Below are 26939 nucleotides of genomic sequence, written 5' to 3'. Positions count from 1 at the left end.
GTAGAATGATGTTAAAGAACATGAAAATCGGCAAGAGGTTGATGCTGACTTTTATTCTGGTGGCAATTATTTCAGGAATCGGGGGCTGTGTTGGATATGCTGTAATGACCAAGTTGAACGCCGAATATACCAACGCCTTGGAAAACTACGGTTTTGCTCAGGGCGACATCGGGCGTCTGAGCGCGGAATTTAACTCTGCGAGGGCAGTTACGAGGGACATCGTAATTTATACCGACGTTCATAAGATACAGGAGACCGAAACCAAATTAAATGAATCCTCCATGCTGATTAACCATTATCTGACACAAATCCAAAAAGAAATGGTCAGTGAAAAAGAAAAATCTTATTATAATGCAATCAGCAATGATATCGCTTCTTACAATGAAGCCAGGGCACGCGGCGTGGCACTGGCCAAACAAAATAAAAAGACAGAGGCGCAGGATCTTTTAACCAATGAAGCCGGCCCGATCAGTACAAAATTAAGTACTGAAATCAATAATTTATTAAACTCGAAGACAGAAGAAGGCAACCAGCTTGCGCAGCAGTTGGCAAAACAAATGCAAATCGCGCGGATTGCCATCATCAGCATCATTTTATTGAGTTTTATCATCTCTGTTCTGATAGCATTGCGAATTGCCAAGAGTATCAGTAAACCGATTACAGAAATGAAGGAAGCCGCTCAAAGAATGGCTGATGGTGATTTGAACTCCCAGATAGCGATCGATTCAAAAAATGAAATCGGCATGCTGGGACAAGCATTCTCACAATCGGTTTCATCCATTAACATGTACATATCGGATATTCAAAGAAATCTTCATGAAGTGGAGCTTGGCAACCTTACCGTAAAATCACAAATCGATTACATCGGCGATTATTCAAATTTGAAGAAGTCTTTAGAGGGGATTATTGCCTTTTTCAATGATACATTAGTGAGCATTAACCAGGCATCGGAGCAGGTTTCCAGCGGCGCGGAACAAGTTGCCAGCGGCGCGCAGGCACTTGCACAGGGTGCAACGGAGCAGGCCAGCTCCGTTGAAGAACTCTCCGCGTCCATTACGGAAATCTCTACCCATATAAAAGATAATGCCCGGCACGCCGTCAGCGCAAGCAAGAACGTGTCCGATGTGAGCGACGAGATTGAAGTAAGCAACCAGCATATGGGTGAAATGCTGGGGGCAATGAATCGAATCAGCGAATCTTCCAACGAGATCGGCAAGATTATAAAGACGATTGAAGATATCGCTTTCCAGACAAATATTCTGGCCTTGAACGCGGCGGTGGAAGCCGCGCGGGCGGGAGCCGCCGGCAAGGGCTTCGCCGTTGTTGCGGATGAAGTCCGGAATCTGGCAAGCAAGAGCGCGGAAGCCGCTAAAGATACCACTTCTTTAATCGAAAACTCGATCCGGCAGGTGGAAAGCGGAACAAAAATTGCGGACGAAACCGCGCAATCGCTTCAGCGTGTTGTAAAAAGCGCGGAGGTAGTTTCTGAAACGGTAGCAAAAATTGCGGACGCAACCAATCGGCAGTCGGATGCCATTAATCAGGTAACCATTGGTGTAGAACAAATCTCCAGCGTGGTACAGACCAACTCGGCAACCGCCGAAGAAAGCGCCGCCGCCAGCGAAGAACTTTCCGGACAAGCCAAGGTTCTGAAAGAACTGGTCTCAAAGTTTAAGCTCAGTGACACAGGAAATCGCGCTGCACTGCCTGCCGGGGCTTCACAGGAAACATTCCAGGAAACAAAACCGGAGCCGGATAATTTGGACCAAACGGCAGGCAAGTATTAATCTCTTCTAAATAATAACATTTTAACCGCTGGAGAGAATTCTCCAGCGGTTTTTTAACGAGACAAAGCGGAGCCGCTTCAGCAGCTCCGCTTTTCTTACAATTTTAGGATTTCAGTCTTCCTGCAACTTCAGGATCTGCGCGTCCAAAAGCTGTTTAAACAAATCGTTTTTCCGCGTATTGCCCTGTAAATCCTTATATTGAATAGGAACATAATACTGGCTTTCTTTCTGCTGCTTTAAAAATAAAAGAGCTTCTTCCCTGCCGTGTTTCTTTGCAATTACATCCGCTACTTTAATCGCGTTCATCGCACTGTACGGAGCAAGGCGGTATGCTTCCATAAAGTTCAGCAGGGCCGCGTCCAGATGGCCAAGTCCCTCCTGCGCTTTTGCCAGGTCAACCAGAACGGAAGCCCGCTGGGCGGACGCAAAATTTACCGTAATCCCGTTTTCGACTTTAACCCGGTTCGGAAGTTCATTCCAACTGGCGGTATGCAGATACTCACTGGCATATTTTGCCGTTTCGTTATAATATTTTTTTCCAAGCCAACTGTATGCCTTTTCAATCAGATAGAGATGTTTCGGTGTTTTCGGTTCACCACAAAGCTCAATAATTTTCAGCAAAATCTTTTCCCGGTCGCGAATCTGATGAATCAGGCGTTTTGCTTCCTCTTCAAATGAGTGGTGGTGTGGAACAGCCTCACCTAAAAGTGAAAACAGGGCTGCAGCCAAATCCGTATTTTCTTTTTTTAAATCCGCCATAACCTAATCCCACCTTATCTTTCTTAGAAATTTTGTGTACCCGCATCCTTAACGTATATTATACCGCACTTTCAGAAGAAATGATATATTCATTTATACAGCAAATCACGAACCTGATTTGCGCGTAAAATCCGGCGTTCATTCTGCGTCAGCTTTTTCCCGCTTCGCAGCGTAAGCGTCGCGGGCTGCATGGCAATGATCAGCCGGTTAAGCTGATCACTGCGAATATCCCCAATCAGGCCGACGGAAATACCGAAACGAACGTTGGAAGCGAGCTGTAAAAACTCATCATACGCCATCATTTTCGCGCTTTGCAGAATCGCAAGGGAGCGGCTGACGGTATCCTGTATTTCCGGTTTTTCCGCAAGTTCCTCCCACAAGGCGCGTTCCTGATGAATAAGCTGTGTGGCAATGCTTTTCAGATTCGCGATTGCCTCCTGCTCGGAAATGCCGAACGTCACCTGGTTGGAAAGCTGATAAACCGCTCCCTTCGAGTCTTCTCCCGTTTCGAAAACCCCGCGCAGGGAAAGCCCCAGTTTGGAAAGATTCGAGGAAATCCGGACAATCCCGCCGCTGCCGCGAAGAGCGGGAAGGTGCAAAATCAAAGAAGCACGCATGCCGGTGCCAAGTTTTACAGGATTCTGCGTCAGATAGCCTAAGTCTTTATCAAATGCGAAATGAAGGCTCCGGTTTAAAAGATCATCCAGAATATCCGCCTTTTGGTATGCGTTTTCAAGGTTAAGGCCCCACAAAGAAGATTGAATATGAATGTGGTCTTCCTCATTCACCATGATGCTCATGGATTCGTCGTCCGTAATAAAAACGCCGCGGCCTTCGCAGTCCGAGATAAATTCCGCGCTCACCAGATACCGTTCCACAAGGGAAACCGCTTCCGTCTTGGACAGGCTCCCCATATCCATATAGCGAAGGATATGGGAAAGTGCCTTGTTTTCTTCGACCGCATCCATTGCTTTGTGCACCAGTGTTAACCGGTCGGTCCGGTTCATTTTCGACGGGAAAGGAATATCCCGCAGATTTCTTGTAAGATGAATCCGTGTACGGATTACAACGTCCTGTTCGCTTCCGTTTTCCCGAAGATCATCCATGGGAATTTCCCCCTTCCAGTTCTTTAATCCGATCCCGCAGATTTGCGGCCTGCTCAAAATTTTCGGTTCGAATCGCTTCCCGCAGTTCACGCCGCATTAAGCTGAGCTGTTCCTGCGGAGGCTTTCTCAGCATACTGCCGCCCGGAACTTTTCCGCGATGATTGGTATCGCCGTGGATGCGCTGAATCAAAGGGATGAGCCGGTCGTAAAAAGTATGGTAACATTCGGCACAACCTACTTTTCCGCTGCGTACAATGTCATTAAAAGAGGAACCGCAGCATTGGCACCGAACCGAGTCCGTCCGTTCGGCTTCGCCGAAAAATTCGCCCAGAAGGCTGCCGTAATTGCAGCCCAGTTCGGTTAAGAGGTTTCCGTATCCCAATCTCTGCGCACATTCCGCACAAAGCAGGTATTCCGTAAGTTTTCCGTTTATGATCGTTTTTACGTGAGTGGTAACAGGATTTTTCCCACAAGATTCACACAGCATAAAACCACCTCATATTATACTATATAAAATATTCTACGAATTGTTTATCGTTGAAAGAACTGTAAAGCACAGATTATCTCAGCTAAGGAATAAAAAATTGTAACACGTCTTGTTCCTACGCAATATTATATACTGTAAACCGAAAGGAGGCAAACAATTATGTGTAACAGTGGATTTGGCTGCGGCGGTGGCTGCTCCTGGATTATCATCCTTATCCTCATCATCTTCTGCTGCTGTGGTGAAAATGATAGCTGCGACAGAGGCTGTGGATGCAACAACAGTGGATGCGGCTGCTAACAGCGCAAAAAAGGGCTGCGACTCAAATCGCAGCCCTTATCCATTTTTATTTCATCCGCTGCTCCACCATCTGAGATAATGCTGTTGCAAGCTGATCCGGGCAGGAGGTCTGTTTAAATCCGCACTTGATCCCTTTCAGGCGTTTGATAACCTCATCCGCCTTCATTCCTTTCACAAGCGCGCCGACCCCTTTTGCATTTCCGTTGCAGCCGCCGGTAAACTTTACTGATTTTACGATGTCTCCATCGAGCTCGATAACGATTTCGGAGGAACAGGTTCCCCTGGTTTTATATCGATAGACCAAGTATTATCACCCGCTACTATTCATTTAATCTTAACTTTTATCTTTTTCAATTCTTCAAGCTGATCATCCGGCGTTAGGCAGGTTCCGATCGGCATTTTGTTCATGGTGTACATGCCATGGAAATCGGTTCCGCCCGTCATAACCAGATTGTTTTTCTTTGCAGTCCCGATAAAGCGTTCCTCATCGCCCGGTTTGTTGCGGGGATGCCAAACCTCTACGCCCTCGATTTCATGGTCTGCGGCAAGCTGTTCAAACAAATCATAGCTGTCGTAAACGCCGGGGTGAGCCAGTACGGCAACGCCGCCCGCCTCGTGAACCTGTTTGATTACATCATGCACATCGGGGTAACGTACCGGGTAGTAGGCAAGCCCTGTTTTGGAATTAAAAAGCTTATGATAGGTTTCGCCAAAGAAATCGCTCGCATAACCCGCATCAATCAGCGCATGCATAATATGTTGTTTGTAAATATTTGTGCTGCCCTGCGCACGGCGCATAACCATTTCCGCAGTAATCGGATAAAGCCGCATTACCTTTTGAATCATAATGCACGAAGCACGGCGGCGGCGGTCGCTTATTCGCTTGCATAAGCCCTCTAAGCGGTCCGTATTCTCACACAAATAACATAAAATATGTGCCTTTCGGCCTGTCGCCGGGTCTACCGTGGAAAATTCCACCCCGGAAAGCACTTCAACACCGTGCCTGTCCCCAAAAATTTTTGCTCTTGTTGATCCCGCAAATGTGTCATGATCAGTGACGGCAATCGTGGGAATGCCATGCGTTTTGGCAAGTAGAACAACCTCATCAATACCAACCGAGCCATCGGACATCTTGGTATGACAATGCAAATCTGCGGCCACTTAATCACCTTCCAGTCTTAATCTTTTTCTATGTATTACTATACTATTATAATACATTCTGCAGATTAAGGCAAATATCGGTTTATTTCAACAGCTTTTCCGGGGTAAACAGCCGCGAGGCAAAAAGCCAGAGAAGAAAGTCGGCAACGACAACGACGGCTGCCGCAAACAGAAGGAGCAGCGCGCTTAATTGGAACAGTCCTGTAAACTGCCCGACAAAAAGAAGAATCAGGGGAAGGACGATATAGCCCGACGTTTGGATGGATTCCATATAGCTTTTACTTCTTCCGGATACCAAAACCATGAAAACGACTCCGAATACGGTAATGGCCGGAGCAAGCAAAAGCACAAGAATCAGCCAGTTCCAGTTCAGGAAAAACGGCATTTGCAGGATAATATCGCCTACTGAAATCACAATCGCAAAAGCGACGAAAGAAATCGCTGTGGTAATGGCCGAAAGAAGGATACAGCCCAAAACCTTGGCTTTAAAGATCGATTTCACGCTCAGCGGCGTAAGAAGCAGAGTTTCAATCGTGCTGCGTTCCTTTTCCCCGACAAAGCTGCATGCCGCCGAAACGCTTGAGGACATTAAAGGAATCATTAAAAAGAACATGGGGCAGATCATATTCGTCATAAGATAGAACATGCTCTGCTGGGCATTAAAACCGGCCGCCTCCTTCGGAAGCAGCTTCATCATCTGGTCCGCGCCGTTTATTTGATTGGACGGCACAAAACAGATGAGGACGAGGTACAGGATGGGCAGGAAAACCGCCATAATGACCGGCACGAGAATCATTGTGTTCCGCACCATTTTTGTGCTCCAGATTTCACCGAAATCCTTTTTTACAACCGCCTGTTCAGGCAATGTCAGCAACTTCATTTCGATACCTCCCGGCGCTCTGTATATTCAAAATATACATCCTCCAGCGTTGGCTTCACCAGACGCGCTTCATAGAGATCATGTCCGGAATCGATCAGCTTTCGGACAAGCCCCGGCATTTCGTCCTCGTCCCGAACCTCGGTGCGCCACCATTCCCCGGCTTTTTGCAGGCCCTCCGGAGATTGCCCCGGCGCAAGGCGGAACTCCGCCCGGATCCGGCATCCAATATTCTTGCAGAGCGTGGGGAGATCCCCCGCCGCCAGCAGATTTCCTTTTTCCAGAATCCCGTATCCGTCGCAAAGATCCTGCGCATACCGGAGCTGATGGGTGCAGAGAAAAACCGTAACACCGGTATTTCTCGCCAAAGACAGAATCATTGCATTCACGGTCTGAGCGGATTCCGGATCCAGTCCGCTGGTGGGCTCGTCCAAAAAGAGAACGCCCGGCCGGTGAACCAAAGAACGCGCAAGGGAAAGGCGCTGTGTCATTCCGGTGGAATACTCGCTCAGTTTCCTGTCCCGCGCATCCCATAAGTCCAAACTCTTTAACAGCTCGTCCGCCCGCTGATCGCTTTCCGGCCCGTCCATGCCCGCTGTCTGCGCGAAAAACTGGAGATTCTGCCTTCCGGTCATCTGGCCGTACATTCTCGCTGTTTCCGTCATTACTCCGCAAATCCGGTGAACGTCGCAGGGCTTTTCCTGCGGAGACATATCAAACACCGTACACACGCCCTCCGTGGGTTTTAAAAGTCCCGTAAGCAGTTTAACCGTTGTTGTTTTTCCGGCCCCATTTGGCCCCAAAAAGCCGAATATGCCGCCCTGCGGGATATCGAGATTTAGTCGGTTCAGGGCAATGATTTTCCCATCATAGGATTTCGTAAGATTTTCCATATGGATAGCAGCCAAGAGCATTTCCCCCTCTCTCCCTATTCTGGGGAGATAACATCCATTTTAATCTTTGAAAAGTCATGCAGCTCTTGAATATTTTCAGAAATTCCGCGGTCATCCGCGGTACCGATCAATCTTGCACGGTTTTTCAGTATCTTCTGCACATCTTCCACTCCGCCCGGACCTGCTATGCAGCCGCCGTCGCAAGCCATTCCTTCGATAAAGTTTTCCGTCAGGCGGCCGGCGTTCAGCAGCATCAACGCTTTCTTACAGTCTGCGGCACCGCTGCATCGTATGTGGGTAAACGGAACGGCAAAGTTTTCCTCGTTCAGAAGCGAAAAGACCGCTTCGGATACGCCGCCGCTCTGTGCATAGCCCTTGCCCGCGCGGCTTCCGTCCTGCTCGTTGGGCGCTTCCTCCAGAACATTGACCTTTTTCGCGGCAAACAGGGCCTGCAGTTCCTCAAAAGTCAGCACGTAATCCGCACTGTCCTGAACTTTCTGGATTTCCGCTTTTTTCGCAAGGCAGGGACCGATAAAGACAACCTTGCTGCCGGGATGCTCGGCACGGATGTACCGGGCGGTCAGCGTCATCGGCGAACCGGTATGCGAAATGAGCGGGATCAGTTTCGGGAAATTTTTCTCAATCATTTCCACAAAGGCAGGACAGCAGGAGGTGGTCATCTTCCGTTCATCGGCGATTGCCTCCTTTAATTCATGCGCCTCGTGGACAGTCGTCGCGTCCGCGCCGAGGGAAACTTCAAACGCCCCGGCGAAGCCAAGCTTCCGCACGGCGGATTTCAGCATTCCGATATTTGCCGCTCCGAAATGGCCTTCTATTGCCGGAGCAAACGCCGCGAAGACCGGCTTTCCGCTTTTGATTTCTTCGATAACGGCAACGATGTCCGAACGGTCCGTAATTGCCCCGAACGGGCAGTTTTTCGTACAGGCTCCGCAGTTAATACAGCGCGAATAATCAATTGCCGCGCGCTGATATTCGTCCTTTGTAATCGCTTTCACCGGGCACGCGCGAATGCATGGGCGCATGGTATCGGATATGGCGTTGTACGGGCACGCCGCCGCGCAGCGGCCGCACTCCTTGCACTTCGCGGGGTCAATGCAGGCGCCCTTCGGCGTTATGGAGATCGCTCCGAAAGGACAGGCCGACTGGCACTTTTTTGCCAGACAGTGCTGACAGTTGTCCGTAACGTTAAAACGGTTGATCGGGCATCCTTCACAGGCAGCGGGAAGAACCGCAATAATGTTGCCGTCGTCCTGCCCGGGAAGGTTTTTCCCGCGTGCCGAAACCAGCCGCTCCCGGATAATTTCACGCTCACGGTAAACACAGCAGCGGAAGGTCGGAAGAGGCCCGGGTATCATATCATACGGTATTTTCTCCAGGTTTTCCTCCAGAGTACCTTCGTACGCAAACCGGGCAACCTGGGTAAGCACCTCATATTTCAATTGTTTGGCATCATTATTGTATCTCATAAACAGTCCTCATTCAGTAATAATTTTTCCTTACGTTCTTCCCAAGCTGCTGAACCAAGCCGCAAAGCTCTTCGATCAGCTTGACTTTTATACTCAGGTCGGCCGGAAGACCGGGGTTTTGGTGCGCGGGGTTGACGGCTTTCCCGATATAAACCGTTAAATCCGTACAATCCTCCAAAAGTATTTTTGCCAGCATGGCGGCCCCGTTCGGTTCGTCAAGCCTGCGGAAATAATAGGAATCCGCCTCCCTGGACAAATAGCTTCTCAATATTTCAACCGTCCGGCTCAATGTTAAAACGCCCTCGGTAACGAGGTCGATCCCCTCGATCTTTCCGGTCGGCGGGATGTCCGGATCGGTATAATTGATGGTGGTTTCCACCTTGCGGTTCAGCACTCTGGCGACAATATTCGCACTCGTCCCGCCGCAGACAACCCGCTTCCCCGGAGAGGTCATAAAATCATGGACCATGCGGCCGTCGTCTTCCTTTCGCACGGGCGGCCCGGAAAGCAGATTGACCACACTGCGCGGTTCGATTTTCAAAATCAAATTGGTGGAATCGTCCCCCGGTTTTCCAAGGTATAATTCATCCACAGCCTCCGACAGCGAAACCGCCAGCCGGGGCGCAGACGTTTCCTTCAGCGACGTTCTAGCAAGCCATGCGGATACATTGTCCCAGTTCCAGCCGAAATTCAGCGCCTGTCCTACCCCTGCATAAATCACGCCGTCACTGACAAGGGAGATCACATCGCCGGGCTGTACGGAAAAGCGGCTGACGGTAACGGATTTTCCGGCGCATTCCATCACTTTGGAATACCCTTCCAAAGAAACAACTTTGCCGTTTCGTACAAAAATACAGGGCGGGTTGTCAAACTCGATCAGCGAAGCCTCGCCGCTGTCCGCTATTTTAAGCACGCTGAAGGTAGAATAGGCCAGCTTCCGCTCACTGCATACCGGCAGCGTTTTGGCAACCGTTTCCACCGCCTCCACCAAAGCCGCGCCCTCTTCCAGCATGGTGGAAAGGATGCTGCTTGTCAGCGTGGAAAGAATGTTTGCTTTTACGCCGCTGCCAAGCCCGTCCGCCAGCACGGCGATAATTTCGTCTTTTGTCCGCGTAATCTGAACCTTGTCGCCGCAAAGTTCTTCGCCGTATTTATTTAAACTTCGATATGCCGCGTCGATATGCATTTTCATGGATTATCACCGTCAAACACAATCATATTTTTCAGCTTTGTAAGCGTCACCTTTGTTTCCGCTGTGGTTTCGCCGAGCAGGCTGGCAATCTGCTGCGCGGCGACCATCTGTTTGTCAATCACCTTCTGCGCCATTTCCATGGTATCGTTCCGGAGCCGGTACTTGTTCTCCAGTTCCGCTTCTTCGCGCGTGATATCCTTGAAAATTCCCATTGCGATATTTTCTTTCGCTATGTAAACAATGGTCTGCATCGTTGTGATTCCGTACTCTTTGAAATGTACCTTCTTGTCGGGTATGGACTGTTTTTCATCAAACACATACTGAAAATCGGAAGAATCCATGATTTCGTAAATGCATTTTTGCAAAGCCTCGTGGCGTGTAATTTTAAAAGCCTTTTCCGCCGCCGTGTTGAATTCAATGATATTTAAATCCTTATCCACAATCAGCGTAATATTTGGCGTTTCCGTTAAAACGCAGTTGGAAAGCGATTCGGCGCGTTCTTTCATATACGGCATACACATGGTAAGCTCCGCGCGGTTCTGATAAACCGCAATCGCCTTGTCGCGGCAGGTCGGGTAACCGCAGGAACCGCAGTTCAGCTCGTCTTCCCGAGATTCTTTCCCAATTTTCAATAAAATCGAGCGGATGGTTGCTTCGTCCGGAATTTCTTCCCGAATCGACCGGTCCAAAAAGCGCATTTTCAGCGGGACCACTTCCGGCAGTCCCGGGTAATCCCCTTCGTCCTGTTTTGCATATTCCCGAATTTTGACAGAGGAGGAGAAGCGGGCCGCAGAATCCTTCAGGGAGATCGGCCCGTTAATGCAGCCATCCGTGCACATATTGATCTCTATAAAGCAATGCTGCAATTCATCGCGCTCCAAAGCCCTGCAAAGGTCTATGCATTCTGCGGAACCGCTGACGCTGAGCATTTTCCAGTCGCCGGTATCGCCCATCGCGCGCAGGGAAGCGATAATTCCCTGTGAAACCGGGTACATGCGCAGGATTCTTGAACTGGAATTCAAAAACGAGGCTTCCGGCGCATCCATAATCGGAACCCCGGCCTGTTCCAGCCAGTTTGCTAAATCGTCAAAGGTAAGCACGGCGCTTACTTCACTATTATGCCGGAGATCGGCCGCTTCGTCAATTTTGGCGATGCACGGACCGGCGAAAACGATATGCGTCCCGCTCCCATAGGTTTGTTTCAGCAGACGCGCGTGGGCGATCATTGGGGAAACCACGGGAGCCATCTGCGAGATCAGGGAAGGATAGTACAGCTCAATCAGCCTGTTCGCGGACGGACAGCAGGTAGTTATTATATTTTTCATTTCATTTTGCTGAAGCAGTTTATGATATTCCGCGGTTACATAAGCCGCTCCCATGCTGGTTTCGGCAACACCGTAAAACCCCAGCATTTTCATTGCCCCGGCAAACTTTTTTGCGTCGTCAAATGCAAATGAGCCGATATAAGAAGGAGCAATGGAAAGAATGACCTTTTCGCCCTTCTGAATCAGTTCCTTCACCACCGCGATATCGCTGTTCAGTGTTTTCGCATTTTGCGGGCACTGCTCCAAACAAGTTCCGCACAGGATGCATCTCCGCTCAATGATCTGCGCCTGTGCGTTTTCAACCTTGATCGATTTGACGGGACACACCTTGACGCATTTATAGCAATTTTTACAATTTGCCGCTTTCAGCCCGATAATGGCCACCGCGATCACCTCTTTTTCGTTCTTACTTTATTCTTTTCATTATTACGTCATTAAAAAACAGTTCCGTATCAAGGGGAGCAACATTAAAACGATCGTTGTCCACACAAACGCAAACGCCGTTTTTCGAACATTCCCCCATGCAAAAAGAACCTTTCAATGTTATCTTATCTTCCAAACGATGCAGGGAAATCAGCCTTTCCAATATTTTAATTACGTCACGCGAACCTTTTAAATGACAGGAGCTTCCCACACAAATCGTGATTTCCAAATTCGTCATCCTTTCGTTAAATTTTTGACATTTGAATCTGCACCGCCAGAATCAAAATAAAAAATTGCGCATCTGCGCCTTTGTCTATACTTTACATTATAGATTTTTTACGGCTAAATTTCAATATCAATTCCGTATTTCCAGTTGTTCACAGACATAATGCCGCAGCCGCTTGTAACTTCCGCGCGCCAAAGAGGGATTCTTTCTCCCCTGCCCCGCCCGGTAAACGCGGCCCGGCAGAATGGAGAAGGAGGAATCTTTGTGAACCCGGATACGGCAAAAGGCGCGTTTTGCAACGCGCCTGAGTTGTATTTCCTTTATTCCAAATTCAATTTTTTACGGAGCATCCATTCTGTGAAGAAATAGAGAGCCACGCCCACGATAACCATATAGGCTATTAAAACAAGCAAAACCGTTTCCGCTGCCTGCACCTGAGCAAACTCTCCCGCTGTTTCCAGTAAATTAAAATAGCGCGTAATACTTTTGTCACTGGAGGATAGGATAATCGACACAATGATCTGCTGGATGACACCGAAGCCGAGATATGCGCCTATGCCTGTCAAAAGCTTATGTTTGGAACTCATATTGCCGACCGTAATCGCTGCGTATATTTCAACCGTGGAACTGAGAATTCCGAATATAACCAGAAGAACGGCTTCCAGTATAAGAACATATCCACTAGGGCCTATCTGGCTAAAAGCAGCCATCAATTCATTCATAAATCTCTGAAACGACAATATGGTTGTTTCATTGACCGACATAACAAAGATGGAAATCAGAGAAACCAGCACGCTTAATACAGACCACATCAGGGTTACAATCATTTTCGAGTCAATATGGCTGTGAACTCTTACCGGCAATGTAAAGGATAAATATCCTTCATCGGTCAAAAGGTTCTTATTGAACCGCTGTATTGTTACGACCAGGGTCATCACACAGATACCGATAATGATGAAAACAAAAACGGACATGGCAATCGCTTGCGGAATTTTCAGATAGCTGGAATTTACCGCCATAAAGAATTTATTAATCAGCGCAAAGACGATTAAAAGCGCATACATCGGGAGAAATGTCCGGCTGGTCGCTTTTATTTCGTATCTTAAAAGCTTTCTTAGCATTTGAATACCTCCCTAAACAGCGCGTCAACGCTCTTGTTCTCATTCTCACGGATATCGTCGACTGTGGAAACCAAAACAATATTTCCCTGATTAATAAAAATAACTTCATCCAGTATTTTTTCGACGTCTGCAATCAGATGGGTGGAAATGATCACCGTTGCTTCCGGATTATAATTGCCGATGATCGTATCCAGAATGTAATCCCTTGCCGCAGGGTCCACACCGCCGATCGGTTCATCCAGAAGATAAAGCTGCGCTTCCCGGCTCATAACCAGAATCAGCTGTACCTTTTCCTTGGTTCCCTTGCTCATGGTCTTCAGTCGCAGGGAGGGGTTCACCCCGAGTCTTGCAAGCATATCGTAAGCCTTGCTCTTGTTAAAATCCTGATAAAAATCACCGAAGAAACCGATCATATCGTTCACGGTCATCCAGTCGTTCAGGTAAGTACGCTCCGGCAGGTATGAAACGATTTTTTTGGTTTCAATGCCCGGCTCCATACCGGCAATCAAGATTTTTCCGCTTGTCGGCTGAATCAGATCGTTCGCCAGTTTAATCAGGGTACTTTTGCCGCTTCCGTTCGGGCCAAGCAGTCCGACGATCTTCCCCTTTGGTACGGTCAGATTCACGGAATTCAACGCCAAACACTTGGGATAAAATTTAACCAGGTTCTGACACTCCAGAATATTCTCCATTATTTTTCCTCCTCTATTGTCCTCTCAAGAAGTTGTATTGCCTGCTTTACATCGTAGCCAAGGTTTTCCATATTTTCTATAAACTCTTTAATCAGCCCCTGTGCAAGGCCGTTTTTGATTTTCATAATCTGATCCACATCCTCTGTAACATATCTGCCGCTTGTGCGCTGCGAATAAAGCAGGCCGTCATTTTCCAATTGCGCCAGCGCCCGCTGCATAGTGTTCGGATTAACCGATGCTTCCCCGGCCAGATCTCTTACCGACGGCAGTTTCGAGCCGGCGGGGTATATTCCGGAAACGATGAGCAATTCAATGTGTTCGATCAGCTGCGAATAAATCGGCCTGTCGGATTTTAGATTCCATGCCATAAATCCACCTCCATCTGTGTTAATGTACTAATGACTTAATACAATAATACACTATTTTTATTTTTTGTCAATCCTTTTTCTGAAATTTTTTTAATCCTTCTATCCTTCATTCCCCTGCCGTTTGCCCACAGCAGGAAAACCGCCGCAGGGTTTTGGGATATCGTGTGTTTCGAAATCGGACAATTCATCCAACTTTTTACAGCACTTTGTATCGCTGTACTAACCGATTAATACAATAATACATCTTTTCCGTTTTGTCAATCCTTTATTTAAATATTTTTTTATTTGTTTCTTATTAGATAAAATTTACTGACCATTCGGGTGCATTCTGTTTGTATTGCCCCTGTTTGGGTTGAGGATAGAGGGTTTAGAGACAATTTGAAATTCCTGATAAACCGGGCTATAAACACAAAGGAAGCCGGGAATTTCTTCCCGGCTCCTTTTATCATCTTCTATTTTCCATGTACTACGGAAGTTCCTTTTTCACACAGATAGGTACTTTCCAGATCCGCGAGATGCAGTTTCACGGCGATGGGATATTTCTGCCATGCAAGCCCTATGGAAAAGCTTCCGCCCCGCACCGATTCATCAAAGCCGCCCATATGCCACCGAATGGCGATTGCTTCGCTGGTTTTCAGGCGCAGAAACCGCTCGATTAAAAACACGGACTTTTCACCGTGCCCGTAAGGATAGCTGTCCTCAATCGCATAATAGGGGCGCTTTTCCCACATTCCGGTTTCCTCGTTTTTTACGTTGCGGGTACTTTCCTTGTAAAACTGTGCTTTACAAACATCATGCAGAAGCCCGCAGATTGCAAAGCTCTCTTCATTATCCGTGTCGGGCTGAAAATGCTTCTCCATCATAACATGATAAACGCTTACGCTGTGCCGGACCAGACCGCCAAGGCAGGCACAGTGAAATTTCGTGCTGGCCGGAGCGGTAAAAAAGTCCGTGGTTTTCAGCCATTCCAGCAGCTCGGCACTGCCCGCCCGTGTGATTTTCGACTGATATATTTCTTCGAATTCTTCCTTAAATCCCATGAAAATGCCCCCATATGTATGTTTGTTTCTATTCACTAAGCAATCATTTTCAAAGTCGCTCTACGCTGCTTAACGGCAGCCGCATCGAAATGATTGATTAAAATAGATTATAACATAGATTCAGGTGCATTCCCAGTGATTCAAATTTTAATCTCAGAATTTTCTCGTAAAAATACGGTTATCTTCCAGCAGGCTTTCCACCGTGTCAAATCCAAGCCGGTGTAAAAGCTCAATGACATACGGATTGTCAATCGGTGTTTGATACTGGGCCTCTTCCCCATATCTGTTTACGTTTTCTCTGCCTTCTTCACGGGGGATCAAAATCCTCGGCCCGCCGACGCAGCCGCCGACACAGCCCATTCCTTCCAGAAAATTCGCGTCAATCTTTCCGGCAAGCAGATCGTTGATCATCGCCTTGCAGGCGGGCACGCCGTCCGCTTTATGCGCACGCACCGTAATTTTGCGTTCCGGGCTGAGACGTTTGGAGGTGCTCTGAACGGCTTCGCTGACTCCCCCGCATCTCGCGTATATTCTGCCCGCCCGTGATGAATGGTCACGCTCATCCTCAGGTAAATCGGCCAGATTCAATTTTGTAAAATCAAATACGTCTTTCATTTCCTGGAAGGTAAGCACATAATCCGTTGAATCGGAAACATCCGGTTCGCGTGCTTCCGCTTTTTTAGCAATGCAAGGACCGATAAAGACGGTAAGCGCGTCCGGGTGAAGAAGCTTGATCGCCCGCCCGCATGCCGCCATCGGCGACACCGCCCCCGGGACATGCGGAAGGAGCTCGTGATATACCTTCCGGATCATGGAAATCCACATCGGGCAGCAGCAGCTGGTAAGCTGGAAATCACTTTCCTTCACAATATTTTTATTAAACTCCAGCGCTTCCTTGAGGGTAAGGATATCCGCAAAAAGGGCAACCTCCACCATTCCGGCAAATCCAAGCATTTTGAACGCGGTACGAAGTTTTCCCGGCGTTACCTCTTCGCTGAACTGGCTGATAAACGCCGGAGCGATCATGGCATAAACCGGGGCCTTTGACGAATGCACCGCGGCAAGGGCCGGCAGAATATCACGGCTGGCTACAAGCTTTTTCGCTTTGCAGCTGTCAATGCACTCGGAGCAGCCCACACAGCGATCGGGATCAATTTCCACATTGCCCTTTTCATCCCTGTAAAGTGCGTCAAAAAGGCATTTCACTCCGCAATTCCGTTGGGATTCCGGGCAGTCGCAGTCTCCGATGCGTATGACCGGCGCATACTTTTTAGGATATAACAGGCAGTCAAGCTGATGAGGGTCAAATTCTTCCTTCCGGATATTTTCGAGCTCTTCATCCCCCCTGTTTTCCAAAGACGCTTTTACCAGCCGATTGTATAATTCATCAAACGTCGTCATTTTTTCGCCCCTTTTCATTTAAAATAGTCTTTCCATCGTTTGATCTTTCAATCTGATTATCACATATTATTTTATTAGAAAAAGTTTTAAAGGGAAATTCTGTGAATTTTCTCAATTATTTAAAAATATGAGAATGAAATAAAATCTCTAAACTGACAACCACTTGTTGTAAGATAACCTGTTTTCTGCTCATCGTAATGGGATATGTGAATCCATTCCTTCCTTTTTCCGTATCTCCTCTATTGAAAGATCACGAAGCAATTTTCGAGTCTTGTTTAGCATGGGTATAAGGCGATTCGGATCATTTTAAAACGGCAATAATGCTATTCAGATAATTTACTGCGCCGTCAGTATCCAAAGTGTTTTGGATACTATAGTCTACCTGCAGATCGACAGAAAGAAGGTCCTTATATTTTACTCCATCCATATATCGGGATACAATTTCCGGATGATGTTCCATAAAACGATGTACAATATCCTTCGACCATGATATTGCTGCTACCCGCTGAATTGTCTCCTGAATAGAAACGGAAGAATCACGGCAATATAGCAAAGATTTCTTGTCATCTAATTGATAAACCATGTTATCATTCACAATGTCAAATAATAGCTGTAACGTCCTATTTATCTTGCTTCCAGCAAAAGTACGCAGCCCTATGCCGAAATTGGTTGTAACCCAGTAAGGATTATCTGGGTAAATCATATCGGAGGCAAGCTCCTTGAGTGCAGCCCTGATTTCTTGATCATACTCATTCCATGCCTGCGGCAGCAGGATAATCCGCTTCATTTCCTGGCGTATTTCATGGCTGATATCCATACCGCCCCCCAAGAATACAGGAGGATTTCCGTCAGTAGCCTTCGTTACATAAATTTTTTTGCCGTAATAGTCAATCTGAGTAATTTTCCAGACCTGTGCCGCTAGAAATATATTGACTCCAACCGCTACACTTGGGGTGAGGGGAAGCTCGCCAATCCGCTTTTGCTCGCTGTGTACTGCGAAGTTCTTTTCTGTAACAAAGTGAGCGAAAAACTCGGAGCCCTTCAGCAGTTCCTCCGTTTGTGTCCCGGTAATAGCCTCCTGCCCCAAAACTTCAATATAATTCCGCTGTATTAAATATTGTAAAAGTGCATGATATTCGCCGTCTGAAATGGTCTGCCAACACAAAAATTCCCGATTCAGCCGGTACAGGTCTTTTAGCGGGAGGCCGGAATGCTCTAAAAGAAGAGACAGCACTTGATGGGCCAGAACGTCATATGGCTTTGGGATAGAATCCAGCCGGTCTATCCCGCCCCGGCAATATAAATTTATCGCGGCAAGACCCTGCAGCAATTCCCATGGATTTGTTGCAATAAAATGCAGAATGCTCTTTTTTGTTTTTCGTCCGCTGCGGCCCAATCTCTGCCCCAGGTCGGAAACAGAGGGTGGCGCATTGTACTGGACAATGCTGTCCACAGAGCCGATATCAATTCCCATCTCTAAGGTGGAAGTACAACAGATCGTAAACAGATGCGCTTGGCTATTTTTAGCGAAGTTTTCAGCATTGATACGCATTTCTTTCGTTAGTGCGGAATGATGAGCAAAGTAGTTTGCATAGGAGCCGCGCTGTTTTCCCAGCCTACTCAGGTTAACTGAAAGATATTCCACATCACTCCTTGAGTTCGGAAATACCAGCATAGACTCCTGCTGGGAATATTCGTAGATTTTTTCCACTGCTTTACAGGATTGCTGCTTTATATTATCGGGGAAGTACTCAATGGTAGTAAGCAGTTCGTTGTGGGAATGATCCATCAGGATTTTGGTATCTATCCCGTTGCTGAAAAATGCTTTGACAGTGTCACTGTCCTCCCCATTCAGTGTAGCTGACATACCGATAAACCGTGGTGTCTGCTTCATATATTTTTGTATGCGTTCCGTTAAAGAATGTAATTGAATGCCCCGGTTATTATCCAAAAATCCATGGATTTCATCAATCAGAATCCATTCCACTCCCTGGAACAGGTTCACTGCTTCACCTGGCCGCAGAGCCAGCATTGCTTCAATCGATTCCGGCGTGATAAGAAGAATTCCGCTGGGGTTTGCCAGCAGTTTCCTCTTTTCACTTTGGGAAGCCTCACCATGCCAACTGGTGACCGGAACGGAAAGGTACTCGCACAATTCGCTAATGCGTTTAAACTGGTCGTTGATCAAAGCGATCAGCGGCGAAATATACACGATTTTCAGTCCACTGTTCCAATCTTCCACCGAATTGATGGCTGGTAGAAAAGCCGCCTCCGTTTTACCAGAGGCTGTAGGTGCAGCAAGAACATAGTTGTAGGGCATTTCAGAAATATACCGAATTGCTGCTTCCTGAATTTTAGTCAGCGCGGGCCATTTCTTGTCATAAATATACTCCCTTATTTCACGGCGCAGCAAATCAAAGCTGTTCATTACAGCACCTCAATATCATCATCGGTATTAGCGGCATCCTTCCCGACTGGCATCGCATTTTTTCCAAATTTGCTCAAGATTATTCCATCGATAGTTTCATCCGGGTTCTGTCTTACCAAATCCAGAATTTCCAGAAAGTCCTTAATCACGGCACGTGGTGTAAGAAACTCTGCCGCACCGGGACGGTTCAGCTGTTCTTCCATATAGGAGTGAATTTGCTCCATACTTAAATTGATTTCTGTTTTATAGTGGATGTTATAGATGGTAGTCAGATGCTCCAAAAGTGTAAAAATTTCTTCGTTGGTCAAGGGCATGAGGGGAAGCACTGTGCGGTTGGTATTGATCAATTTAGAATCCATAGCAGCTTCATCACCCAGCCGACCCTTCAGCGCTCCATAGCTGGCCATGCCACGCTGCTCGTCAAATACAGTCTTTCTGGTTGCACCAAAATTGATAAACAGATGCTTTGCATCGCTGGATTTACATTCATTGTAAATGTTGAGAATCTTCTCATAGTTCCGCTCTCGGGTCTGCCGCAGCGGCAGCTTATACAGGTTTACAGCTTCGTCAAAGTTGATGATAAAACCGGAATACCCAAGCTGGGCAAACAATTCGGAAAGGTTCTTTATCGCATCGTACCAATTGTCATCCGAGACAATGCGTTCGATTTCCAGCTCCTTTTTCGCCTCTGTTTTTGTATCTATATCGCCTCGAATCCAGCGCAGTGCCTTTAGCTTCAGGATACGGTCATTTCCTAGTATACCTTGATAATATCGAATAATTGCCTGTCCAAATTCAAAAGACAAGCCACTAGAGGAAAAGGAACTGGTAATATCGATGATTCGGTCAGTCATAATCATTTCATTTTCTGTGGAAAGCATATCAGAAACAGAAACTTCTCGTTCAGCGGCAAGTTCTGCTGCCAGCTGATTGATCCATTGTTCTAAAATGGTACCGATGGCATTTCCGTTCTGCAAAGATTGGGTGAGAATATTGTCCACAATTTCATTGTAAAGGGCTTTGGCCTTGCCATCAGAGGCGTAAAAGCGGCGGGTAGGAGTCAGGTCTACAGTAGAAACAACAAAATTTTTCTGAAGTGCAATTGATTCTATCGTGCGCAACATAAAGCTTTTGCCACTGCCGAAATCGCCCACCCAAAAACGAATATCACTGTCACCCTGTGCAATGGTATCCAGAATGGAGATAACCTCCTGCACCTCTTCATTCCTTCCAACCAGCAGGTGCCGCACCCCCCTGCGGGGAACAATGCCGCCTTCCAGCGCTTTTATAATATTATCTGCTTCTTTGGGATTTACTCTAGGCTTCATGTGTCAGCAACTCCTTGGCTAAATCTATGTAAAATTCATCAACAATAATTTGGTCATTGTCTATCAGCAGAAGCTGGTCGCCTATATAGTCAAAAAACTCCTGATTTATTCCGCTAATATAGCTGTTGAGAAGCTTACCTTGTGACAATGCATATTCCTCCAGCTCCTGAGCAGGAATTTGGCCTTGCTCCAGTATTTTTTGCACCAGATGTACAGCTTCTGTAGAGAAACCACCGATTGCATTTGGGTTCTGGCCTGTTTCTTCAGGAATTTCCGTATCCGCTGAGGAAGAGTCCGTTGTATCGGTGGATTCATCAGCAAAATCGGTGAGGATGGATACTGTCTCGTTTAATTCCTGTTTGGATTTTTCAATTTCGGTAGAATTAAGCTGAATTGTTTTACGTACTGGTTCTTTCAGTTTGAGCAGGTTGTGGAAAACTTCTTCTGTTAATGCTGTAGTCGATGATGCTAATTTTTCGAAATATGGCAGGTTATTTTCATACAGCAGATGTTCCACCTTCTTTTTAAGGGCTGGCGTTAATTTACTGAACCGGTTAAGCTCGAATATAACCAGCAAAACCAAATCTTTGTTTTCCGATGTCTTGACGATTTCGTGCAGGAGCTTTTCATAATCCGTAGTTTTCTGGTTTTGAAGTAGAATTGTTACCCAATCTTCTGATGGCGATTGCAAAAGCAGCTCTGCAGCAGTTCTCCAGTTCCCCGCCTCACTATTCGACAACGCAGATAGCATTGCCTTTACTTTTGCAGGGGGAATTGCCTGCGGATAGCCCGCAAGATACGCATCCAATTCCGCAACACACTGTTTGGGGAGAAACAGGCTGATAACATGCTGTTCCTGATCCGTCTTCAAACTTTGTGTATAAGAAGATTTGGGAAGCAAACTGCGGACAGTACTTTCTGACATTTTCAGCAGCGCTGATAGAAGATCACAGATCTTTTCATAATACTGATTATAGTTGTATGTTCCATTTGCAATGGCCTGCAGATTTTCCCGGACATATTTTTTCCACTTTATATCCTTAGAGAAGTTTCTTTGAATGATTCCCCAAAGGTTTAAATAGAGTGATACGATTTCTTGTTTGACAGCTGGCAAATCCCAGAGCTTTGTGTTGCGTGAAGGGGTGCACTTCAGGATAGAGATTTCCTGCGGGGTCATTGCAATCTGTGCCCGCAGTGATCCGTCCCAATCCCACCATACAATAGGCAATCCGTTGGGTGTCAGTGAAAAATCCCTGCAGGTTTCCTCGCTTGGCGCTGGAAGGTTCTGTTCTAATGCCACAGCTTTTTTATAAATCTGTTGCTTAAGCTGTTCGCCGATATGGGATTGCAAGATTTGATAGGAATAGTCATAGTTGTAGTAATCTCTTCCGCTATAGCCTTTCGTGACATGTCCTTCGGCAATGCAGTAAAAGGTATACAGAATATTGTCATAATACCCGGCGCGTTTCTGTAGCCGCTGCACCTCTTGCTCTAGTGATTTTCCCTGACTTTTCAGCAGATTGTCTGCATAGGAACAAAGCGCGCTGTACATACGAAGTGTTTCCGATTTAATTTGGGGGTTTTGCATGATGCTTCGTTCATAGGGAATTTCCAGTTGCTGTATCCAGTAATCGTTTGTTGGAACCGAAAGACTAGGTGTGACAGACGCTGCTGTGATGGGTGAAGGGATAATATTGCTAATGTCAATGACAGCATCACCAGACTGAGGCACAAAATTCTCTTTTGCTTTTTTATATTCATCGGGTCTTACCATTAATGGGGTATCCTCAAAATGCCCGCTATTAATTTTAATGGGATTTGGCGTAGCCGAAGAACCGGTTATGTCAGGTGTTGCTAAAATAGGTAAGGGAGTATTACTACTATCATTTATGATGGCATCAACAGGCTGAGATGCAGACTGCTCTTTTGCCTTTTTATACTCACTCAAATGCATTCCTACCGGTACGTTTTCAAAGCTATTCGAATTGTCATTCATTGTATTGTTTTGGTTCTGAACGGGGTTAGGTTCCGCATGCTGTGTAGAGGCCTGTGAGCAGCTTTTAAGATATGCCTGATAAGAAGAGACTGCTTTACCGGCAGCTACAGGGGTTTGATCGTTAGAAGTCATCAGTTCTACAGTAAAGTTCGCAGCATCCATAGAAAGCAAGCCATAAGAAACGACTGGTATTTTCCGGTTGTTCTTATATCGTTTGTCCGGTGTTCCATTTTGATTGACATAACGCCATGTATAATCAATTACCCGGCCGTCCTTCGGAACAGAACCATTTTCGATAAACCGGGTAGCAGAAGTGTGCATTAACACGGCAGAATAATTGGCGAAGGTAACGAGGTTGCCCTTCTTTATCAATACAATCTCAGGAAGAAAAAGAATTTGGATACTATGTATATCAAACAGTAGCACATCAATATTTGTTTTTATATAAAAAGGCTTTACCAAGCAATCTGCCTGAACGATTTGAGGAGGGGCAACAGAAGTTTTGCCGATCAGACTGCCCGCCCCTGCATTTTTCTTTTGGTCATAAATAGAGTTTAATTTCTGTAATTGAGTGATGTTCCACATTTTTTGGGTGTTGTTTATCTGCAAAAAAGATTGAAGAAATAGCTGGTAATGGCGCTGCATCTCGGCATCAATTTCATAGTTGAGAACAGTAGTTTTCATTCGTTTATCCCAAGTGGATACCGGAATACAGAGAAGAAAAAGCCAAAAAAAAGCCGGATTTGCAAATATGGTAAGAAAAATTATAACAATAATCAGCAGCGTATTGAGCTTTAATTTTCCAATTCCTTCGTTAATAGCCTTTATCAGGTCATCTTTGGTTACTGCTTCTTGTCCCTTGCTAGAAAAGTAATCAATCCTGCTTTGGGTAACCTTTGCCTTAAATTCTTTATCTAAATGAGTACTTGTGGTATGTGACATTTTATACCTCCATACAACATAATATATGTACATTATACATTGTTTTTCTATAATATACCAGACGCAAGTATGTAAATGGCCAATGAAGGCTAAATGCGTTATTGTGGCTTATTCCTCACACAAAATATGCTTATCATCCTCACCACAAATGCTGTGAAACATGATCTTTCATCAATATAATCGTTATTTTTATTCCATGACATCTGATGGAGTAACCTAACTGATCATGCTAAAATATATGTAAAGCCGAGCCTTTTCGCAAAGGTTCGGCTTTTTGCCTCTGCGCCTTGTTCAGGACTTCCTTGCAAGGTGAATTCGTGAGTGTCCATATCAGCCTGTACGAAAGGGGGTGGTTATATAAGAAAAAAATTAGAGGCAGGCAAAATTACTTACTGGAAGAAATCCGTACACACCGAAAGTAAACGGCAAAAAAAGAAAGAGCGCATTCAGCAAGCTTTTTCCAATGCAGCAAATGTGGAAGTTATCCCGGCTACAGAATCAAATCTGCTAGATAATAACACCATATTGCGCGTTGCCGCTTATTGCCGTGTCAGCACCTATGAAGAAGCTCAAGCCGGGAGCTTTGAATTACAGGTGCAGCACTATAAGGAGATGATTGAAGAAAATCTAAAATGGGAATTAGCCGGAATATACGCCGATGAAGGTGTTTCTGCCACTTCCATGCAAAAACGTGTTGACTTTTTACGTATGATTGAGGATTGCCGCTCTGGGAAAATTGATTTGATTATCACCAAGAGTGTGAACCGTTTTGCGCGAAATACACGTGATTGTCTTGATGTGGTAAGACAGCTTAAAATGCTGAATCCACCTGTGGGTGTCCTTTTTGAAACCGAAAATCTCAATACGCTGGAAAGTAAAAATGAGTTTACTCTCGGTGTCATGAGTTTGGTGGCCCAAGGTGAAAGCGAGCAAAAAAGCGCTGCTATCACATGGTCTATCATTGAGCGTTTTAAAAAGGGTATCCCTATTATTTCTACGCATAATCTCTTTGGTTATGATAAAGACTCTCTTGGTCAGATTGTGATTGCAGAGGAAGAAGCAAACATTATCCGCTATATTTATGACAGCTATATGGACGGCTCTAACGCTCGTGAGATCGCGCAATCCCTTACGGATGCTCGTATTCCTACTGCACTGGGAAAACCTATGTGGAAAAGCAGTGCCATTCTTCGTATTTTAAAAAACGAGAAATACTGCGGTGATGTTCTGATGCAAAAGACATTTACCGTGGATTGCTTTACACATAAGAAGATGAGGAACACAGGCCAGCGCCCTCAATATCTTTTAAAAGGCGGTATTCCGGCCATTATACCGAAAGACAGATGGCTGGCAGTACAGAAGTTACTCAAGGAGCGCCGTTTTTCAAAGGAGCCGACTAAAAAACCGAATATTGGCATATTCATCAGACGAGTAAAAACTGGCGCTTTACAAGGATTTGTTTATATTAATCCAAACTGGAGCAAAAAAGAAGTTGCTCAGGTGCTTGAAAAATTGTTACAAGAAAGGAATTAAAATAATGTTTGATCAGATGAATTTTGAAGACTTTTGTTTTGAGGTTATTGATGTTTCCGTTACAGGTACTCCCGATGTACACATTACGCAGAATGGGATTACTTTTACCCTCAAGTGTATTGAAGATATGGGATACCCCCAGTACATAACGCCCATGATTGATGTCAAGAATAAGGCATTTGCTATCAAAGCCTGCAAGGCGGATAACGAACATGCCATACGCTTTTCTAAGCCCAAGGGAGAGCAAAAACGGGCGATTGCCACATCTTTCAGTGCCATCCGCAGGGTGATACGTGGTGTCATGGGTGAAGAGTGGCAGCAGAAGAACCGCTACCACATTACTGGAATTTGGTATGCAGAGGCAAAGGCTATGGTATTTAATCTGAATGCAGCTAAGGAACTACCTCCATTTTTAAAGCCGGGATTTGTGCCTGTAGAAAAATAACCATCTGGATTTGAATTGAGAACGGTGGCAAATGCAACCCGCATTTGCCACCGTTCTTTTATATCATAGCAAAAATCCTGTAAACACGCGTGTTTACAGGATTTTCAGCTTGGAGCTACTGGTCAGAATCGAACTGACAACCTGCTCATTACGAATGAGCTGCTCTACCATTGAGCCACAGTAGCAAATATGGATTTTTAAAAAGTATTCTCAATTGCTGACTAAGCTATTATACAAAATCAAAAAGGGATCGTCAAGTGCTATTTTGATTTTTTTAGCCATAAAGATGCTATTTAAGTGAATTATTGTCACGTTATTATTATTATTCACGTATAAAACTATATAATCTAGGGTAAACAGGCTTTTTCATTTCTTAGAAAAGGTGGTGTTACCAATTATTGAAAAGATACATATTAACGAAAGACTTAGAGAGCTAAGAATAAAAAGCGGTTATACGCAGGTACAGATTGCAAAAATATTAAATATTGACCGCTCAACATACTCCTATTACGAAATTGGTAAAACAACGCCAGACGTGACCGTTTTAATAACATTGGCGAAAGTTTTCAATATTCCAATTGAAAATTTACTTTCCGATGAAGGCTCACAGGAAATTGTGTCTGATAGCGAATTGAAAACAAATTATATTAAGAGTAAAAAAAATTCCAGTCATATTTACGAACTCTCCAGCGATGAAAGAATCCTTGTGGGAGCTTTCCGGTCATGCCCTCCGGAGGGTCAAAAGAAAATTATGGATTATATTAAAAACATATTAAAAAGGCATACGTATGACAAAAATCAAGATTGAAAGTACTTTATGAATATGTTAAAATAGGAATAGTGCACAGGAGTCAAAGCATATCCTGCTCCAACGTTGGAGCTTGGTCGCTTTGACTTTTTTTGCATAGAAATATAAAATCGGAGGTGCTTGTTATGGATTATAACGCCTTTACCGGAGGTATCGAGCCGGGCGGTCTCAGAAACAAAAATGAAATTCGAATTTTGATCTGTTATCTTCTGTCAAGCGTGGACAACCCTCTGTCGAAAAGCGATATTTTAAATATTATACAGGATAATGGGTTGGCAAATTATTTTGAAGTGACCGACTCGCTTGCCGAGTTGGTTGAAAAGGGAAATATAATTGCCAGCGGGGAAAACAACGAGCTGTATTCCGCAAGCAAAACCGCACGCTTAATTGCAAAACAGCTGGATAAAGACCTCCCGCCGGTAGTGAGGGATAAAGCCGTTGCGGCGGCGATCAATCTGCTGGCAAAAACCAGACGGGAACGCGAAAACAAAGTGGAAATTTTAAAAACGGAACGGGGCTACAATGTCGTCTGCCATATCTCCGGCGGAGAGATGGACTTAATGAATTTCACGCTGCATGTACCGGATCTGTATCAGGCGAACATGGTCAAAAATAATTTCCATCAATCACCCGAATATGTGTACCAGATGCTTCTGGCGCTGGTTACCAATAACCGGGAAATGGCCGCCGGTATTCTAAGCGGAAAGTTTAAATCCGCTTCAAAATAGGTACCCGCCGAAACGCCGGTGCAATCCCCGACGGTATTGCGTACACAATAAAAGGCAAAGAAAAAACGGGCTTATCACCCGCTTTTTTC

25 protein-coding genes and 1 tRNA gene are annotated in these 26939 nt (G+C 45.7%); 6 read left to right on the top strand and 20 right to left on the bottom strand.

Annotated features, from left to right (window positions below):
- The first annotated feature begins 5 nt into the window (after positions 1–5).
- Positions 6–1787 carry a methyl-accepting chemotaxis protein gene (locus tag OUY18_RS09840; protein WP_268058607.1) on the top strand — a complete coding sequence of 594 codons (1782 nt, stop codon included), beginning with the start codon at positions 6–8 and terminating at the stop codon, positions 1785–1787.
- A gap of 111 nt (positions 1788–1898) precedes the next feature.
- On the opposite strand, the gene OUY18_RS09835 is transcribed toward OUY18_RS09840, so the two are convergent.
- The 3 genes from OUY18_RS09835 to OUY18_RS09825 form a co-directional block, all read right to left on the bottom strand.
- Complete coding sequence (locus OUY18_RS09835; protein ID WP_268058606.1) at positions 1899–2546, bottom strand: hypothetical protein; 648 nt, start codon at positions 2544–2546, stop codon at positions 1899–1901.
- Positions 2547–2635: 89 nt separating this feature from the next.
- Positions 2636–3652, bottom strand: a complete 1017-nt coding sequence (locus OUY18_RS09830; protein WP_268058605.1) for an ATP--guanido phosphotransferase — start codon at positions 3650–3652, stop codon at positions 2636–2638.
- Positions 3645–4139: a UvrB/UvrC motif-containing protein gene (locus OUY18_RS09825; protein ID WP_268058604.1), complete on the bottom strand. Its 495-nt coding sequence runs from the start codon at positions 4137–4139 to the stop codon at positions 3645–3647. Before OUY18_RS09825 ends, OUY18_RS09830 begins: the two co-directional genes overlap by 8 nt.
- A 159-nt stretch (positions 4140–4298) precedes the next feature.
- Between OUY18_RS09825 and OUY18_RS09820 the strand changes: the two genes are divergently transcribed.
- A complete protein-coding gene (locus OUY18_RS09820) occupies positions 4299–4436 on the top strand; it encodes a hypothetical protein (RefSeq protein WP_268058603.1) in 138 nt (45 codons plus the stop codon).
- Between the two features lie 46 nt (positions 4437–4482).
- Here OUY18_RS09820 and OUY18_RS09815 read toward each other — a convergent pair whose 3' ends face one another.
- The 16 genes from OUY18_RS09815 to OUY18_RS09740 all read right to left on the bottom strand — a co-directional run bounded on the left by OUY18_RS09815 (position 4483) and on the right by OUY18_RS09740 (position 23336).
- Positions 4483–4740, bottom strand: a complete 258-nt coding sequence (locus OUY18_RS09815) for a TIGR03905 family TSCPD domain-containing protein (RefSeq protein ID WP_268058602.1) — start codon at positions 4738–4740, stop codon at positions 4483–4485.
- 20 nt (positions 4741–4760) lie between these two features.
- Entirely contained in the window at positions 4761–5597 is an 837-nt protein-coding gene (locus OUY18_RS09810; RefSeq protein ID WP_268058601.1) for a PHP domain-containing protein, read from the bottom strand.
- Between the two features lie 82 nt (positions 5598–5679).
- Positions 5680–6477 carry an ABC transporter permease gene (locus OUY18_RS09805; protein WP_268058600.1) on the bottom strand — a complete coding sequence of 266 codons (798 nt, stop codon included), beginning with the start codon at positions 6475–6477 and terminating at the stop codon, positions 5680–5682.
- The gene (locus OUY18_RS09800) at positions 6474–7388 is read right to left on the bottom strand and encodes an ABC transporter ATP-binding protein (protein ID WP_268058599.1); all 915 of its coding nucleotides are present in this window, start codon (positions 7386–7388) and stop codon (positions 6474–6476) included. The genes OUY18_RS09805 and OUY18_RS09800 overlap by 4 nt, the downstream gene beginning before the upstream one ends.
- A 14-nt stretch (positions 7389–7402) precedes the next feature.
- On the bottom strand, positions 7403–8854 hold the full coding sequence (locus OUY18_RS09795) for a 4Fe-4S dicluster domain-containing protein (protein WP_268058598.1): 1452 nt from the start codon (positions 8852–8854) through the stop codon (positions 7403–7405).
- 13 nt (positions 8855–8867) lie between these two features.
- Positions 8868–10046 carry a SpoIIE family protein phosphatase gene (locus tag OUY18_RS09790; protein WP_268058597.1) on the bottom strand — a complete coding sequence of 393 codons (1179 nt, stop codon included), beginning with the start codon at positions 10044–10046 and terminating at the stop codon, positions 8868–8870.
- On the bottom strand, positions 10043–11755 hold the full coding sequence (locus tag OUY18_RS09785) for a [Fe-Fe] hydrogenase large subunit C-terminal domain-containing protein (protein ID WP_268058596.1): 1713 nt from the start codon (positions 11753–11755) through the stop codon (positions 10043–10045). Before OUY18_RS09785 ends, OUY18_RS09790 begins: the two co-directional genes overlap by 4 nt.
- 22 nt (positions 11756–11777) lie before the next feature.
- Complete coding sequence (locus OUY18_RS09780; RefSeq protein WP_268058595.1) at positions 11778–12032, bottom strand: (2Fe-2S) ferredoxin domain-containing protein; 255 nt, start codon at positions 12030–12032, stop codon at positions 11778–11780.
- Positions 12033–12340: 308 nt separating this feature from the next.
- The gene (locus OUY18_RS09775) at positions 12341–13141 is read right to left on the bottom strand and encodes a hypothetical protein (RefSeq protein WP_268058594.1); all 801 of its coding nucleotides are present in this window, start codon (positions 13139–13141) and stop codon (positions 12341–12343) included.
- Positions 13135–13833, bottom strand: coding sequence for an ABC transporter ATP-binding protein (locus OUY18_RS09770; protein WP_268058593.1), 699 nt, complete (start codon positions 13831–13833; stop codon positions 13135–13137). Before OUY18_RS09770 ends, OUY18_RS09775 begins: the two co-directional genes overlap by 7 nt.
- A complete protein-coding gene (locus tag OUY18_RS09765) occupies positions 13833–14201 on the bottom strand; it encodes a GntR family transcriptional regulator (RefSeq protein ID WP_268058592.1) in 369 nt (122 codons plus the stop codon). Before OUY18_RS09765 ends, OUY18_RS09770 begins: the two co-directional genes overlap by 1 nt.
- A 452-nt stretch (positions 14202–14653) precedes the next feature.
- Positions 14654–15241 carry a hydrolase gene (locus tag OUY18_RS09760; protein WP_268058591.1) on the bottom strand — a complete coding sequence of 196 codons (588 nt, stop codon included), beginning with the start codon at positions 15239–15241 and terminating at the stop codon, positions 14654–14656.
- Positions 15242–15394: 153 nt separating this feature from the next.
- Positions 15395–16642, bottom strand: coding sequence for a [Fe-Fe] hydrogenase large subunit C-terminal domain-containing protein (locus OUY18_RS09755; protein ID WP_268058590.1), 1248 nt, complete (start codon positions 16640–16642; stop codon positions 15395–15397).
- 301 nt (positions 16643–16943) lie between these two features.
- Entirely contained in the window at positions 16944–19070 is a 2127-nt protein-coding gene (locus OUY18_RS09750; protein ID WP_268058589.1) for a DEAD/DEAH box helicase, read from the bottom strand.
- Positions 19070–20398 (bottom strand): ATP-binding protein, encoded by a 1329-nt coding sequence (locus OUY18_RS09745; protein ID WP_268058588.1) that lies wholly within the window; start codon positions 20396–20398, stop codon positions 19070–19072. Before OUY18_RS09745 ends, OUY18_RS09750 begins: the two co-directional genes overlap by 1 nt.
- Entirely contained in the window at positions 20388–23336 is a 2949-nt protein-coding gene (locus OUY18_RS09740; protein ID WP_268058587.1) for a tellurite resistance TerB C-terminal domain-containing protein, read from the bottom strand. Before OUY18_RS09740 ends, OUY18_RS09745 begins: the two co-directional genes overlap by 11 nt.
- Before the next feature lie 321 nt (positions 23337–23657).
- On the opposite strand from OUY18_RS09740, the gene OUY18_RS09735 reads away from it, so the two are divergent.
- Both OUY18_RS09735 and OUY18_RS09730 read left to right on the top strand, forming a co-directional pair.
- Positions 23658–24869: a recombinase family protein gene (locus tag OUY18_RS09735; RefSeq protein WP_268058586.1), complete on the top strand. Its 1212-nt coding sequence runs from the start codon at positions 23658–23660 to the stop codon at positions 24867–24869.
- A gap of 4 nt (positions 24870–24873) precedes the next feature.
- Positions 24874–25314 (top strand): hypothetical protein, encoded by a 441-nt coding sequence (locus tag OUY18_RS09730; protein WP_268058585.1) that lies wholly within the window; start codon positions 24874–24876, stop codon positions 25312–25314.
- A 110-nt stretch (positions 25315–25424) separates the two neighbouring features.
- Here OUY18_RS09730 and OUY18_RS09725 read toward each other — a convergent pair.
- A tRNA-Thr gene (locus OUY18_RS09725) sits at positions 25425–25499 on the bottom strand.
- Positions 25500–25699: 200 nt separating this feature from the next.
- On the opposite strand from OUY18_RS09725, the gene OUY18_RS09720 reads away from it, so the two are divergent.
- Both OUY18_RS09720 and OUY18_RS09715 read left to right on the top strand, forming a co-directional pair.
- Positions 25700–26122 carry a helix-turn-helix domain-containing protein gene (locus OUY18_RS09720; RefSeq protein WP_268058584.1) on the top strand — a complete coding sequence of 141 codons (423 nt, stop codon included), beginning with the start codon at positions 25700–25702 and terminating at the stop codon, positions 26120–26122.
- 125 nt (positions 26123–26247) lie between these two features.
- Positions 26248–26850 (top strand): DUF4364 family protein, encoded by a 603-nt coding sequence (locus tag OUY18_RS09715; protein WP_268058583.1) that lies wholly within the window; start codon positions 26248–26250, stop codon positions 26848–26850.
- The last annotated feature ends 89 nt before the right edge of the window (positions 26851–26939 follow it).

The organism is Caproiciproducens galactitolivorans, assembly GCF_026672255.1.
Classification (GTDB): Bacteria; Bacillota; Clostridia; order Oscillospirales; family Acutalibacteraceae; genus Caproiciproducens; species Caproiciproducens galactitolivorans_A.
The sequence above is the reverse complement of the archived record's forward strand: the minus strand, read 5'-3'. Positions and strand labels throughout refer to the sequence as shown.

Bases quoted from the DNA above. Each gene is read 5' to 3' on its own strand.
- OUY18_RS09840 (WP_268058607.1), top strand. From the start codon at position 6: ATGATGTTAAAGAACATGAAAATCGGCAAGAGGTTGATGCTGACTTTT.
- OUY18_RS09835 (WP_268058606.1), bottom strand. From the start codon at position 2,546: ATGGCGGATTTAAAAAAAGAAAATACGGATTTGGCTGCAGCCCTGTTT.
- OUY18_RS09830 (WP_268058605.1), bottom strand. From the start codon at position 3,652: ATGGATGATCTTCGGGAAAACGGAAGCGAACAGGACGTTGTAATCCGT.
- OUY18_RS09825 (WP_268058604.1), bottom strand. From the start codon at position 4,139: ATGCTGTGTGAATCTTGTGGGAAAAATCCTGTTACCACTCACGTAAAA.
- OUY18_RS09820 (WP_268058603.1), top strand. From the start codon at position 4,299: ATGTGTAACAGTGGATTTGGCTGCGGCGGTGGCTGCTCCTGGATTATC.
- OUY18_RS09805 (WP_268058600.1), bottom strand. From the start codon at position 6,477: ATGAAGTTGCTGACATTGCCTGAACAGGCGGTTGTAAAAAAGGATTTC.
- OUY18_RS09800 (WP_268058599.1), bottom strand. From the start codon at position 7,388: ATGCTCTTGGCTGCTATCCATATGGAAAATCTTACGAAATCCTATGAT.
- OUY18_RS09795 (WP_268058598.1), bottom strand. From the start codon at position 8,854: ATGAGATACAATAATGATGCCAAACAATTGAAATATGAGGTGCTTACC.
- OUY18_RS09790 (WP_268058597.1), bottom strand. From the start codon at position 10,046: ATGAAAATGCATATCGACGCGGCATATCGAAGTTTAAATAAATACGGC.
- OUY18_RS09780 (WP_268058595.1), bottom strand. From the start codon at position 12,032: ATGACGAATTTGGAAATCACGATTTGTGTGGGAAGCTCCTGTCATTTA.
- OUY18_RS09775 (WP_268058594.1), bottom strand. From the start codon at position 13,141: ATGCTAAGAAAGCTTTTAAGATACGAAATAAAAGCGACCAGCCGGACA.
- OUY18_RS09770 (WP_268058593.1), bottom strand. From the start codon at position 13,833: ATGGAGAATATTCTGGAGTGTCAGAACCTGGTTAAATTTTATCCCAAG.
- OUY18_RS09765 (WP_268058592.1), bottom strand. From the start codon at position 14,201: ATGGCATGGAATCTAAAATCCGACAGGCCGATTTATTCGCAGCTGATC.
- OUY18_RS09760 (WP_268058591.1), bottom strand. From the start codon at position 15,241: ATGGGATTTAAGGAAGAATTCGAAGAAATATATCAGTCGAAAATCACA.
- OUY18_RS09755 (WP_268058590.1), bottom strand. From the start codon at position 16,642: ATGACGACGTTTGATGAATTATACAATCGGCTGGTAAAAGCGTCTTTG.
- OUY18_RS09750 (WP_268058589.1), bottom strand. From the start codon at position 19,070: ATGAACAGCTTTGATTTGCTGCGCCGTGAAATAAGGGAGTATATTTAT.
- OUY18_RS09745 (WP_268058588.1), bottom strand. From the start codon at position 20,398: ATGAAGCCTAGAGTAAATCCCAAAGAAGCAGATAATATTATAAAAGCG.
- OUY18_RS09740 (WP_268058587.1), bottom strand. From the start codon at position 23,336: ATGTCACATACCACAAGTACTCATTTAGATAAAGAATTTAAGGCAAAG.
- OUY18_RS09730 (WP_268058585.1), top strand. From the start codon at position 24,874: ATGTTTGATCAGATGAATTTTGAAGACTTTTGTTTTGAGGTTATTGAT.
- OUY18_RS09715 (WP_268058583.1), top strand. From the start codon at position 26,248: ATGGATTATAACGCCTTTACCGGAGGTATCGAGCCGGGCGGTCTCAGA.